This is a genomic window from Thermostichus sp. MS-CIW-15, from assembly GCF_054060575.1.
In genome coordinates, this window is the sequence record NZ_JBSSDI010000033.1 from 16067 (window position 1) to 27934 (window position 11868).

Here is an 11868-nt window from a genome sequence, read left to right on the forward strand (position 1 = left end):
CCGGCTACAAGAAAGCAGGACAATGGGCGAGCAGGCAGCGATTTCAGCATAGAGACCACCGGGAGAGCATGACTCTAGTCAATAATAAGCTCAACTATACTGAAAATAATGTATAATATGTTCAGTACGGATTACTACCAGTTGATCTTTCTGTTTACTTTCGAGTCTGCCAACATGGTAGCCAAAGCAAAGCAGAAAATTGGTAGTAAGACGACACGGAAACTGCGCTTTGGGTATTCTACTCAAAGCTTTGCGGGATACCGCCATTCTGTTTGGAAACAAACAGAATGCTATCGCTGCATAGTTGAACAGTGATGTTCAGCAGTGTTCAGCGTAAATGTATCAGCCTCGTATCCTCTCCACCAAAATATCCAAAATCTTCGTGATGGGGCCAAGTCAACCTGCTTTTCTCGACAACAGTGCTAGGATTTGTCGATCGAAACAGTGGCACCATGTCCCCAGAGATCCCGACCGGGCCAGACAAAGACGGCCTCTGTCCAAGCGCAGCCTCGTTTGCCATACTGAAGAAAGATTGTAAATATTTGTTAACGCCATGACTGTCTCTGCTTTGGATCCCGCCAACCCCGCCCGTTTACAGGAGATCGCTCAACGCTTGCGCAGCCCGCGTTCTGCAGACCGGATGGTGGCCTTGGCCCAGTTGCGGGATGTGCCAGCAGAGCAGGCGGTGCCGCTGATTTTGCAGGTCATCGACGACGAAAACCTGCAGGTGCGCTCTTTTGCCGTGTTTGCCTTGGGGATCAAGCAGACGGACGCCTGTTTGCCCAAGCTGCTGGAGATTCTCACCCAAGACCCGGACTACGGCATTCGCGCCGATGCGGCAGGCGCCCTGGGCTACTTGGAAGATCCGCGGGCTTTTGAGGCGCTGGTGCGTGCTTTTTATGAAGATGTGGAGTGGCTGGTGCGCTTCAGCGCCGCCGTGGCCCTGGGCAACCTGAAGGATCCCCGAGCCTACGACGTATTGCTGCGGGCGTTGGAGGGGCCGGAAGAGCTGCTGCAGCAGGCGGCCATTGCTGCTCTGGGAGAACTGGGGGATCTGCGGGCGTTGGATCACATCCTGCGGTTTGCCCAGTCGGAAGATTGGCTGGTGCGGCAGCGGCTGGCCCAGGCCTTGGGAAATCTGCCTTCGCCCAAGAGCGTTTCCGCCCTCAACTATCTGGCCAAAGATCCCCACGATAGCGTTGCCGCGGCGGCTTTGGATTCGCTGCGGCGGCTGCGCCAAAGGGGCTTCCCGGAACCGGGATCCCGGCCAGCCGATTCAGAAGCAAGCTAAGCTGAAGATCTGGGTTCGGCCTGATGTAGGGACGGGGTTCTCGGAGGGCTCCGTCGAGGATTTGCCGGCCTTTGGTTTTCCTGATCCTCTGCTCTGCGATGGCTACCAGCCCCTATCCTCTCGTTGCTCCAGAAATAGCCGGCTCCCCCTCTCGGCCTCGCATTGTGGCGGCTCTCTCTGGGGGGGTAGACAGCTCCACGGTGGCGGCCATTCTCCACGAACAGGGCTATGCCGTGGAGGGGGTGACTCTCTGGCTGATGCGGGGGAAAGGCCAGTGCTGCACCGACGGCCTGGTGGACGCCGCCGCCATCTGTGAGCAATTGGGGATCCCCCACCATATTGTGGATAGCCGCGAGCTGTTCCAAGCCAACATTGTCGATTACCTGGTGGCCGGCTATGCGGACGGGATCACACCGCTGCCCTGCTCGCAATGCAACAAGCTGGTGAAGTTTGGTCCCTTGCTAACCTATGCCCGCGAGACCCTGGGCATCTCTCAGATTGCCACCGGCCACTACGCGCGGGTACGTTTCAACAGCGAGCTGGGGCGATATCAACTGCTGCGGGCGGTGGATCGGCAGAAGGATCAGTCTTATTTTCTCTACGACCTCAGCCAAGAGCACCTGGCCCACAGCCTCTTCCCCTTGGGCAACTACACCAAGGCCCAAACCCGCCAGATTGCCGCGCGCTACGGCTTGGTTACGGCAAATAAGCCCGAAAGCCAGGATCTGTGCTTGATCGAGACCTACGGCTCGATGCGCAACTTTTTGGATCAGCACCTGGGTCAAAGGCCGGGGGAAATTGTCGATACCCAGGGGCGCGTGCTGGGATCCCATCAGGGCATTCACCACTACACTGTTGGCCAGCGCAAGGGGCTGGGCATTGCCTCTTCCCGCCCGCTCTATGTAGTGCGCATCGATGCGGCCATGAACCGCGTGGTGGTGGGGGAACGGGAAGAAGCCACCCAAGCCGAGGCCTGGGTGCGGCAGGTGAACTGGGTCTCGACCCCTGCGCCGGACGAGCCCTTAGCGGTAGAAGTGCAGGTGCGCTACCGTACCCCCGCCGTGCCGGCCACCTTGATCCCGGAATCGCCGGAGCGGGTCAAGCTACGGTTTGCCGAGCCGCAATTTGGCGTCACCCCCGGCCAGGCCGCCGTCTGGTACCACGGGGATCTCCTGCTGGGGGGAGGGATCCTGGAGCGCCCTTCTCCCTAGGCCAACTGCAACTTCCCTCTCGCCAGGGGGGAAGGATTGGGGGTGAGGGCAAGCCAAACTACGCTGCTTGCGCTTGCAGCTGCTGCAGGGATCGGAACAGGAGCACCGTGTAGACATTGAAGATAGGCGTGACTGCCGTGAAAGCGGTAAACCCGACCACAACTGCTAAGAGAGCTACCACAGGCGCCCAAACCAGAAGCGCAAGTCCTATGATGTCGGTATTACCCCCAGTTACAACTGCAGCTAGGGTAGCTCCCAAGATCGCCACAACAAAAGGCAAAAGCAGGATTGAGATGCCGAAGATCAAAACCACGACCAGGAATGCCCAAAACACCCCCCACCAACGGCCCCTGACGAGGTTCCAACTGTAGCCCAACCCTTCTGTGGCACCCTTGTCCTCCAGGGCAATTGCGCAGAGGGTGAAAGCTAGCCTTACCCGGCAATAGATGCCGGGAAACACAAACAGCTGCATCCCTAGTGAGGAAATCAGATTCACCAGGAGGCTGCCGAATATCAGAGGCACTGCCTTAGAGAAAGCCTGATCCAAGCTATTGCCCAGCAAGGGAGTTCGCTGCTTCAAGTGCTGATCCACCAGCCAAAAGGCTGCTCCTGTCAAGATGGGCGCGCCGACTAGGACATAGGCCAGGAGGAGCAAGGAGAGGATCATCCCGAGGGAAGGTGAGGTCAGACCTACAACGAAGAACGCGATATGGCTAGAAGAGGTCAGGATCAGCAGCGGCCAGTAGATGGGACCTACCAACTCAAACGACCGCCGCAAGAGCATAATCGGGCTAAGGGTGGCGCTTTGCATGGCAGAGGGATCCTCGTGGGCAGCCCAGTCCACCCCCTTCATACCACGGGATCTCACCTAGGACATCTTGGGTTGAGCCGAAATCCCAAAAAGGGATCCCTTCTCATCTCAAAGCTAGGCACGGGGAGCACCCTTTTTGCTATCCCCAATGGGGGCAAAAGCGGAAACTAGGAGGCTGCTTGCCCCTTCAATCGTTGCAGGGATCGGAACAGGAGAACCACATAGACCCAGAAGATGGGCACAACGGCTGTGGCAGCGGCAGTCCTAACTACGTTCACCACAGAGTCGCCAAAATCAGCCACAACTCTACTGACAAGTACAACTATCAATCCAACCCCAAAACCGAGAATAAAGCCCCCAATCAGAAGGGCCCAAAACACGCCCCACCAACGACCTTTGACGAGATTCCAACTGTAGCGCAGCCCTCCTGTAGTTCCTTGATTTTCTAGAGCAATGGCACAAGGTGTGAGGGCCAGCTTAACCCCTACATAAATGCCTGGAATGATCAGAAAGATGGAGGCAAGGCAAGAGAGGAGTGCTGCTAAGAGGGTGCTCAGAACTAGAGGCACTGCCTTCGAGACAGCTCGGTTGAGGCTGTTGCCCAGCAGGGGAGCTTGCCGCTTCAGGTGCTGATCCACTAGCCACAAGGCTGCTCCGCCTAGGATCGGTGCAACAATGCCATAGGCCGGTCGGAGGATGTCCCCGAGAAGTGGGGTCAGCTCCGTGACGATGGCCAGGATAAAGCCTGGAGAGGCCAGGATCAGCAGCGGCCAGTAGATGGGACCTACCAACTCAAACGACCGCCGCAGGAGCGGGATTGGGCTAAGGGTGGCGTTTTGCATGGCGGAGGGATCCCTGTGGGCGATTAAGTCCACCCCCTTCATACCACGGGATCCCAGCTTTGGTTCCGGGAGTAGAGTTAAGAAAGTCTACAAGGCCGATTTTTGGAGAATCCACGCCGCTGCCTGTTCGCCGCTGCGCAGGGATCCCTCGATGCTGCTCTGGTGAGTGTACTCTCCAGCCCAGAGAAGGCCTGGCAGGCCGCTATGGGTGGGAACCAAATGCTGCTGGAAGCCAGGCGGCTGCACAAACTGGGCAAAAGGGATGCGATACACCCGCAGCAGGCGCCATTGTTCCAAGGGGGCTTTGGGAAAATAGGTCTGCAGCTCGGCCCGGCAGGCTTGGGCCAGCTCTTCATCGCCCAGAGGGGGATTTCCCAGCACCGTCACCGAATAGAGGTGCTGGCCAGCAGGAGCCAGCGCCGGGCTGAGGTGGGTGAGCTGCACCCAGTGGTTGATCCAGCCTTGGCCGCCGGCGTTGAGGTACAGATAAGGGCCGCGAGTTAGGGAAAAGGGGGCGCAGAAGTAGAGACAGGTCACCGCTCGCCCCTGGGTGGGAATGGGGGTGGGGGCTTGAGGGCACAGCTCCGCCTGCCAGGCCCGTGCCTGAGGGGCATCAGTAGCACAAACTACCCACTCGGCAGGGATCTCCTCGCCGTCGGCGGTGCGGATCCCGCGCACTTTTCCCTCTTGGACCAGGATGCGCTCCACCGGGGTTTGGTAGCGGATCTGCTCTGGGGCAAGGTGGCCGGCCAGTTGGCGGGCCAGTTCTCCCATACCCAAGGCCGGGGTGACGATGGCTCCCTCGGCCATCATCTTGAAATAGAAGGCCAAGAGGCGGGCGCTGCTGGCCAGCTCCGGATCCAAAAGAATGCCGCGGAAAAAGGGGTAGAAAAAGTGCTGGCAGATCTTGGCGGAGAACCCGTACCTTTCCAGAAACTCCCGCAGCGAGCAATCGGATCCCCCCAGTCCTTCTTGGAAAACCTGCTCCGGGGTGCGCCGCGCCAGCTCTGCCCGCAACTGCAGCACCTTGAGCTTGTCGCCAAAGCTGGCCAAGGGGTTGAGCAGGGAAGGAAAGATACTGGACAGATCCCGCAGGGGATCTCCCAACAGCCAGCAGCGACCGGGTTGGGCCAACATGGCTCCCGGACGGTAGGGGCGGGGATCGAGCTGGCTCAGATCCAGATGCCGCCGCACCTGGGGATAGGCCGTAAACAGCACCTGAAAGCCGCGATCCAAACGAAAGTCTTCCACCGCGTCGGTGCGCACCCGCCCGCCGGGGCTGTCGCTTTTCTCTAGGACCAGAACATCCCTTTGGCCCGCTTGGGCCAGCACCTTGGCGCAGGTCAAGCCGGCCAGCCCCGCCCCGATAATGACTACTCTGCCCATGCTCTGCCGGGATCCCTCCTCCGTCGAGTATTCTACCTGGCTTGATTCCTCAAGGCTGAGTCCCCTTCTCCGCTTCAGAGGCGGGATGTTCTGGCCCCCAGATGCGAATGGCGCCATCGGCGCCGCCGCTGAGAAGGGTCTGACCATCGGGGCCGAACAGCAGAGCGCTCACCATCCAGGTCTGGCCGCCCAGAGTGCGCAACTCTTTGCCGCTGCGCAGATCCCAGAGTTTGATCTGCTGGGCGCGGTGATCGGTGCTGCTGGCCAGCAAGCGACCATCGGGGCTGAGGGCAAGGGTGGCCAAGCCGGATAAGGGCTGGGGCAGGGTGCGCTCCCGGGATCCCGTGCCCACGTTCCAGATCCAGATGCCGGAAGCGCTGGCGGCGAGCAAGTGGCGGCCATCGGGGCTGAGGAGCACCTGCTCGATGGGGTAGTCGGCTTCGAGGGTTTTCAGCAACGCTCCACTCCTGGGATCCCAGAGATAGACGGCGGGATTCCCATTGGCAGCCACCAGGATCCAGGGCGAGCTCCCTTCTTCCGCCAACCCAGAGGGAGCAAAGGCCACTGCCGTAATGCCTGCCCCTTGGGTAACCGGGTAGGCGGCGCTGTCGATGGTGCGCACCAACTGGCCGTCCTCGGCTTGCCAAAGGCGGATGGTGCGGTCGGCGCTGCCGCTGGCGATCCAACGGCCATCGGGGCTGATGGCGACGCTGTTGATCAAGTCGGTGTGTCCTTGCAATTGCAGCCGTGGCACCCCCTCCCCCGACCGCAGGGCGGGATCCCCTAGAGCAGCCAGATCCCAGACCCGCACCGTCTTGTCTGCCCCTCCACTCACCAAAAAGGTGCCATCCGGGCTGATGGCCAGCGTCTCAATCGAGCCTTCGTGGCCTGTCCAGCTCTGCAGTAGTTGGCCGGCCTGGGGATCCCAAAAGCGGATGACGCCGTCATCCCCCCCGGCAACCAGGAGATTTCCATCCGGGCTGATGGCCAGGGCGGTGATGGCGGCGGGACCTTCCAGCTTGGCCTTGAGCCGTAAGGACTTGGCCCAATCTGCCAAGTCGAGGGCAGGGCTTCCAGTCTTGGAGGGATTGGGCGGCTGCTCTGTGAAGCTGAAGCTGTTGGGCCCAGCGGATCCCAAATTTGCCATTGTTCCCGCGGGCGGGACAGAGTCCCTAGGCACAACTGCCTTCTCTCCCCACCGGCTAAGGTTGGCCGCCAGTTGCCAGGCAGCAACTCCGAACAAAACCAGCAAAGCCGCCAGGCTGCTCCCCGCCCAAAGCGGTGGGATCCAGAAACGCGCCCGCAACGATACGGGAGAGCGCGGCGGCGTAGTCGGCTCCTGCCAGGGATCGACGGCAACAGGGTCGGGCAAGATCTCAGCGCCGGGAGAGACACCTTCTGCCAGAGACAAAGCCTGCAAGGCAGCCAGAGCTGCCGCTGCCGAAGCAAAGCGCTGCCGCGGGTCGCAACCCACCAGGCCATCCAAAAAAGCGGCGAAAGGAGCGCTGGTAGGAGCCAGATCGTGCCAGCGCAGCTCTCCCGTCAACGGATCGCGAAACAGCTTGTGGGTCGGGATCCCTGAGAGGGCTTGCAAGGCGAGGAGGCCCAAGGCATCGAGGTCGCCGCCAGCAGAGGAAGCCTCCAATCCAGAACCGGCAGAGGCCATAGCTTGGCCCAAGCCCAATACCATCCAACGGCCATCGGACTGTCGGCAGAGCAAGCAAGAGGGCCGCAAATTGCCGTGGCTCACCCCCTCACCCTGCAGAAAGGCTAGAGTCTGCAACACATCTTGCAAAAAGGCCCGCACCTCCACCTCTGACCAAAGCTGCCCTTGCTCCGTGGTCTGGCGCAGGGCCTGTTCCAGTGTCTGCCCCTGGATCCACTCTTCCACCCAGTAAAAGCCCCCTTCCTCCTCAAAATAGGCCAGCAGGCGCGGGATAGCGTCATGGGATCCCAGGCGTTCCCGCAGCGCCATTGCCTGTTGAAATCGCTGCCGGGCAGCAGAGGGCTCTTCCCCCTTGGGAGAGCGAGGTTGCCAACGCCTGATCACCACCCAGCTCTGTTCGGGGCAATGGCCATCTTGGGCCAGGTAGGTTTGCGCGCTGGATCCCAGTTCTTCTAGGATCTGATAGCGGCCAGCCAAGGTTTGCCCTACCATAAGGACTCCGGTCGCTCCAGGCAGATGTGGCTCACCCGTGGCCTATCCTCGGCCAGGCTACCAATTTTTGCTTCTGACCCATCATGCCACAGTGAGAAAACAGGGTCTAAGGTAACCCCCTCGGCAAGAGATGAGGTTTCTGGCTACTCGAGGCGGGAGAGATGGAGGTGACCTCCCTTCGGAAGAAGGAGATCTAGATCAGGCGCGAGAACCTAGGACTCAACCCTCCCCCCCAATTGGCGGCCCGCCCAAGGAAAATCCTCTACACTAAATAGAGCGAGTACAGGCAAAACCGCGTCCATCCTATTGTTTGCCGGTCTGTTCTCCAGGCTGGCCTCCCTGGCACCTTATGTCTTCTGTCAACCCGGCCTTGCCCATTCAGTGGATCGATGCGGATTCGGGAGAGGTGGTGGAGGAATGCCCCTGGGAGAGCAGCCCCCATCCGGGTACCTACATCCAACTGGCCGAGCAGCACTACCTAATTTTGGAAAAGCGTCATTCCTACCAATTGCGGCAGGGCAAGTATCACCTCTGCGGCATCCGCGCCCTCATTCGCCCGGTGAGCCCACCTCCCGAAGCAGGCCAGTTTCTGGGGGATCCCTCCTGCCGCTTCAACGCCCGCTCGCCCCTGTTGCGCTGCGCCGTCAACCCCAGCGGGCCCTGCCAGGGGTGTCGCCACTACGAGCCGGCCAAAGGGCGTTAGCTTTCCAGCTCCAGCGCCAGCACCTCGGTCAGGGCGCGGTTGGTGTTTTCCCGGAACTCGGCCACGCTCACCCGTCCCAGCAAGTACACCGCCAGCAGCATCACCGCCGCCTCCACCCCAAAGACGGTGGCATAGGCCAGCACCGAGGAAGTGGGGAAGAGGAGCCGCCCCAAATCCAGCAAGGCGCCGCCAATGAGGGTAGAAAGCGCCTGCGACATCGCCTGGGCCAGGCCCCAAGCCCCAATAAAGGTGCCGGCAGTCTCAGCCGCTGTCAAATCCAACATCAAGCTGATGGCGCCGTTGGTGGTGATCCCGGAAGCTAAGCCGAACAGGATCATGCACAGTTGCAGCAGCCGCGGCTTGCCTGTAAACCCTGCGGCAATGGTCAGCCCAAAAGAAAGGGCCACCAGCAGGCAGCCCAAGCGGGCAGTCGTCTGCTTGCCCAGCCTAGGCACGATGAGAAAGCCAGTCACCACAATCCCTACCAAGACGCCTATACTCCAAAAGGCGTTGAGTTGGGTGCTCTGGGCTACCGTCATGCCGAACACCTCGCCGCCATAGGGCTCTAGAATCGGCTGCTGGATAAACAGGCCCATGGTCATCAGGGCCAAAAAGCCGAAGAAGATCACGGTTTGGCGGCTGGCGGTGAGCACCTTAATGGCCGTGCCCAGGGTGATCTGGTCTTCCCGACCCACCAAGGTGGAACGGGATCCGTAGCGAGAGTAGCGTTCTTCCACCCCCCAGGTGGCGATCACCCCCAGCAGGATCACCACGGCAGGGATGATGATGAAAAGGCGGTTGATCGTGCTCTGTAAGTTCTCGGCATCCAGGCCGCGCAGCAGCACCGCCGAGCCAATCGCCCCCCCGGCGATGCCCACCATCAGCATCGACCAGACGATCCCCACCAACTGGGAGCGGTTGTGCTCATCGGAAACATCCACCAGCAGCGCCGCAAAGGGCGTGGAGCAGGCGCTCAGACACAGCCCGTAGAGAGCAAACATCAAGGCAGCCAGAGCAATCCAGCCGTAGGTAGCCGGCGACCAGCCGCTGTTGGCAAAGCTCTGCCCCAAGCCCCACACCACCTGCACCGCCAAGAAGATGCACAGGGCAAACAACACCGATCCCAGGCGCACATAGCCGCTGCGGTGCGTCCCCAACAAAGGCTTGGCATCGGAAAGCTGCCCAAACCAGACGCGGGCTGGAGACACCAACTGGTGCATGGCCAGGGATCCCCCCACCACCGTAGCCGGAATGGCCAGCAGCTCCGGGTCGATCATGACCCGGTTGAGCACCCCCAACGTCAGCAGCGACATCATCCCCAAGCCCATCTGAAATAGGCCCAGGCGAAACATAACCAGCAAAGGCAAGGGGGGCGCCGAAGGCTGAGGCTGTGAAGAAAGGGCGGTGGCCGCCGACCGGTTGACCTCAGGATCCCGCTGAATATTGGCCATGACCTGTGATGCTTCATGCAAAAGCCCTACAGCTTTTTATGGTAGCCCAGGCAGCCGGGGATCCCGGAAAAGGTATGGGATTGCCGAAAGCGAAACCGCCGCACCGGCTCTCGGTAACCGAGTTAGGGCCGGAGCATCGTTCCCTGCTAGCCTGTTGCCGCTGGTTTTGGCGGGAGCAAGTCGCAAAATCTTTCCGCGCCGGGGTTTCTCTACTACACTGACAACTGACCTGGTGCCAAGCGAAACGGGCCTTCCTGCCGCTGCGCTCGGCAAGTCAGCATTTGCAGACACAACAAACCCAATCTCGATCCTGTTTGAGACCGAGAAGCTCGTCCATAGCCAGCTTTTGCTCAAGTCGGCGAGGAATTTCTCCGGCAACCCTATGGCTGACGCAGTCCCAGTTCGGCGCTACGACCTGTTTGTGCAAGCCTCGCGGCTGCTGCAGCGTTACCGGCAGTTGACGCCGGAACTGCGTCCAATAGGAGTAGAAGTGGCCCTGGCCATCCAGTACCATCGCGCCCAGGCCGGCTCGGGATCTCTTCTGCCGGCGGTGGGATCCCCTCATGGCCTGCCTCTGCAGCAGGTGGCCCAGCGCATTTGCGACCCGTTTTACAGCAAAGTCCACCCCCTGCTGCCCACCCTGCCGGAGACGGGGGAGCCCTTGGTGTGGCCCCTGTTTAACCAAGGGGAAAACGGCCTTGTCCAACCCCTGGCGCCGAGCAAAGTGGGCGGCAAATTGGCGGAACGGCGCTGGCTTAAGGCTTGCAACAGCCAGGAGGGCATTGGTTGTCATGCTTTGGCCGCCCATCTGTGGCAGGACGAGCGTTTTCTGGCCGAAGACCGGGATCTCTGTCCTTTTCGCCTCTACGACGGGCGCTACCCCTTGAGCGTGGATCAGGGGCGGCAAACCTGTGGCTTCGACGACCACCCCTGTGGCTGGCAGGCGGGACACCCCAAAATGCTGCAGGTGGTGGGCAAGGGCAAACAGGCGGAGATTTTGCTCCCCCACTGGACTGACGCGATGTGGGCCATGCTGATCCCGCCCCATCGCCCCCTGCCCATCTATCCTCTGCTGGTGATGCTCTACTTTGGCCAGGAGACTCTGCAAAAGGGGCGCAGCAGCCTTTCGGTGGAGCAGTTTCGCCTGGATTTTCAGTTCAGCCACTCCCAACTCAAGCTGTTGTTTGACACCCACCCTGAGCACCCTCTCAATCGCCATCTGCTCGCCCTGGCTGCGCAGCCGGAGGTGGAGTGGGGATCCGCCGAGCTCCTGCCTCCTATGCCCCCCCTCTTGCATCACCCTGCTGGGGGCAAGGTGGTTTTGGATCCGGATGAGCCGCCCCAGTTTCGCAGCAGCGGGATCCCTGCCTGTGCCGGGACAGACCCGCTGATGGCAGAGCGCCGCCGTCGCCGTCAGTTGGAGCGCAGCGAACGCCACAACGAGATCTTGCACCACTTTCGCCGCTGGTTCCGCCTGGCTGGGCTGGAGGTGCGGGAAGACCAGCACACGTTTGACTTTCTGGCGGTGGCGGATGGACACCTGCTTTTGGCCGAGGTGAAATTGCTGCACCACAAAGATGCCGCAGAGGCGCTCCAGGAGGTGGTGGGGCAATTATTTTACTACGAGCGCTTTGCCCTCACCCCCTGGATCGAACAGGGCTTCTCCGTTCAGAAAGCCGCCGTTTTCGACGGGCCGCCGCCGGATCCCTACATTCGATTTCTGGAAGACCTGGGCATTGCCACCTACTGGATCAACGAGCAGCAGATGATCGACGGGCCGGAGAGCTCGCTGCGCCTGTTGCGCCAAATGGAGGTGCGGGTGCGGCCGGATCCGGAGTTGGGGGATTAGCCTCTTTTCCGGGCTCTGGCCTAATGGAGAGGGATTCTTAACCACCTCTTTACTCAGGTTCTCCCCTGAGGGTGGTACAGCCTGTTAAGGGCTCAAGGGGTACAATAGCAGCACTTAGCAAACCAACTTCGGAAGGAGGATGGATTGATCAGTAGTAAAGAAGTCT

General features: G+C 60.6%; 9 protein-coding genes. 4 read left to right on the forward strand and 5 right to left on the reverse strand.

Annotation, left to right across the window (positions count from 1 at the left end):
- Positions 1 to 553 precede the first annotated feature (553 nt).
- A complete protein-coding gene (locus ACVW0R_RS11315; protein ID WP_099812630.1) occupies positions 554 to 1291 on the forward strand; it encodes a HEAT repeat domain-containing protein in 738 nt (245 codons plus the stop codon).
- Positions 1292 to 1389: 98 nt separating this feature from the next.
- Positions 1390 to 2502 carry a tRNA 2-thiouridine(34) synthase MnmA gene (gene mnmA, locus ACVW0R_RS11320; protein ID WP_099813289.1) on the forward strand — a complete coding sequence of 371 codons (1113 nt, stop codon included), beginning with the start codon at positions 1390 to 1392 and terminating at the stop codon, positions 2500 to 2502.
- Positions 2503 to 2560: 58 nt separating this feature from the next.
- On the opposite strand, the gene ACVW0R_RS11325 is transcribed toward mnmA, so the two are convergent.
- From ACVW0R_RS11325 to ACVW0R_RS11340, 4 genes are all read right to left on the reverse strand, one after another.
- Positions 2561 to 3355 carry a glycerophosphoryl diester phosphodiesterase membrane domain-containing protein gene (locus tag ACVW0R_RS11325; RefSeq protein ID WP_457502067.1) on the reverse strand — a complete coding sequence of 265 codons (795 nt, stop codon included), beginning with the start codon at positions 3353 to 3355 and terminating at the stop codon, positions 2561 to 2563.
- Between the two features lie 125 nt (positions 3356 to 3480).
- Positions 3481 to 4197, reverse strand: coding sequence for a hypothetical protein (locus ACVW0R_RS11330; RefSeq protein ID WP_457502068.1), 717 nt, complete (start codon positions 4195 to 4197; stop codon positions 3481 to 3483).
- Between the two features lie 45 nt (positions 4198 to 4242).
- Positions 4243 to 5541 (reverse strand): FAD-dependent oxidoreductase, encoded by a 1299-nt coding sequence (locus ACVW0R_RS11335; RefSeq protein WP_457502070.1) that lies wholly within the window; start codon positions 5539 to 5541, stop codon positions 4243 to 4245.
- A 49-nt stretch (positions 5542 to 5590) separates the two neighbouring features.
- Positions 5591 to 7699 (reverse strand): WD40 repeat domain-containing serine/threonine-protein kinase, encoded by a 2109-nt coding sequence (locus tag ACVW0R_RS11340; RefSeq protein ID WP_457502071.1) that lies wholly within the window; start codon positions 7697 to 7699, stop codon positions 5591 to 5593.
- Between the two features lie 349 nt (positions 7700 to 8048).
- On the opposite strand from ACVW0R_RS11340, the gene ACVW0R_RS11345 reads away from it, so the two are divergent.
- The gene (locus ACVW0R_RS11345; RefSeq protein ID WP_071813485.1) at positions 8049 to 8402 is read left to right on the forward strand and encodes a DUF6464 family protein; all 354 of its coding nucleotides are present in this window, start codon (positions 8049 to 8051) and stop codon (positions 8400 to 8402) included.
- Here the strand turns inward: ACVW0R_RS11345 and ACVW0R_RS11350 are convergent.
- Complete coding sequence (locus ACVW0R_RS11350; RefSeq protein WP_457502072.1) at positions 8399 to 9853, reverse strand: BCD family MFS transporter; 1455 nt, start codon at positions 9851 to 9853, stop codon at positions 8399 to 8401. The two genes, ACVW0R_RS11345 and ACVW0R_RS11350, sit on opposite strands and share 4 nt — an antisense overlap.
- 382 nt (positions 9854 to 10235) lie before the next feature.
- Between ACVW0R_RS11350 and ACVW0R_RS11355 the strand changes: the two genes are divergently transcribed.
- Positions 10236 to 11702, forward strand: a complete 1467-nt coding sequence (locus ACVW0R_RS11355; RefSeq protein WP_011428963.1) for a hypothetical protein — start codon at positions 10236 to 10238, stop codon at positions 11700 to 11702.
- Positions 11703 to 11868 lie beyond the last annotated feature (166 nt).

Bases quoted from the DNA above. Each gene is read 5' to 3' on its own strand.
- ACVW0R_RS11315 (WP_099812630.1), top strand. From the start codon at position 554: ATGACTGTCTCTGCTTTGGATCCCGCCAACCCCGCCCGTTTACAGGAG.
- mnmA (WP_099813289.1), top strand. From the start codon at position 1,390: ATGGCTACCAGCCCCTATCCTCTCGTTGCTCCAGAAATAGCCGGCTCC.
- ACVW0R_RS11325 (WP_457502067.1), bottom strand. From the start codon at position 3,355: ATGAAGGGGGTGGACTGGGCTGCCCACGAGGATCCCTCTGCCATGCAA.
- ACVW0R_RS11330 (WP_457502068.1), bottom strand. From the start codon at position 4,197: ATGAAGGGGGTGGACTTAATCGCCCACAGGGATCCCTCCGCCATGCAA.
- ACVW0R_RS11335 (WP_457502070.1), bottom strand. From the start codon at position 5,541: ATGGGCAGAGTAGTCATTATCGGGGCGGGGCTGGCCGGCTTGACCTGC.
- ACVW0R_RS11340 (WP_457502071.1), bottom strand. From the start codon at position 7,699: ATGGTAGGGCAAACCTTGGCTGGCCGCTATCAGATCCTAGAAGAACTG.
- ACVW0R_RS11345 (WP_071813485.1), top strand. From the start codon at position 8,049: ATGTCTTCTGTCAACCCGGCCTTGCCCATTCAGTGGATCGATGCGGAT.
- ACVW0R_RS11350 (WP_457502072.1), bottom strand. From the start codon at position 9,853: ATGGCCAATATTCAGCGGGATCCTGAGGTCAACCGGTCGGCGGCCACC.
- ACVW0R_RS11355 (WP_011428963.1), top strand. From the start codon at position 10,236: ATGGCTGACGCAGTCCCAGTTCGGCGCTACGACCTGTTTGTGCAAGCC.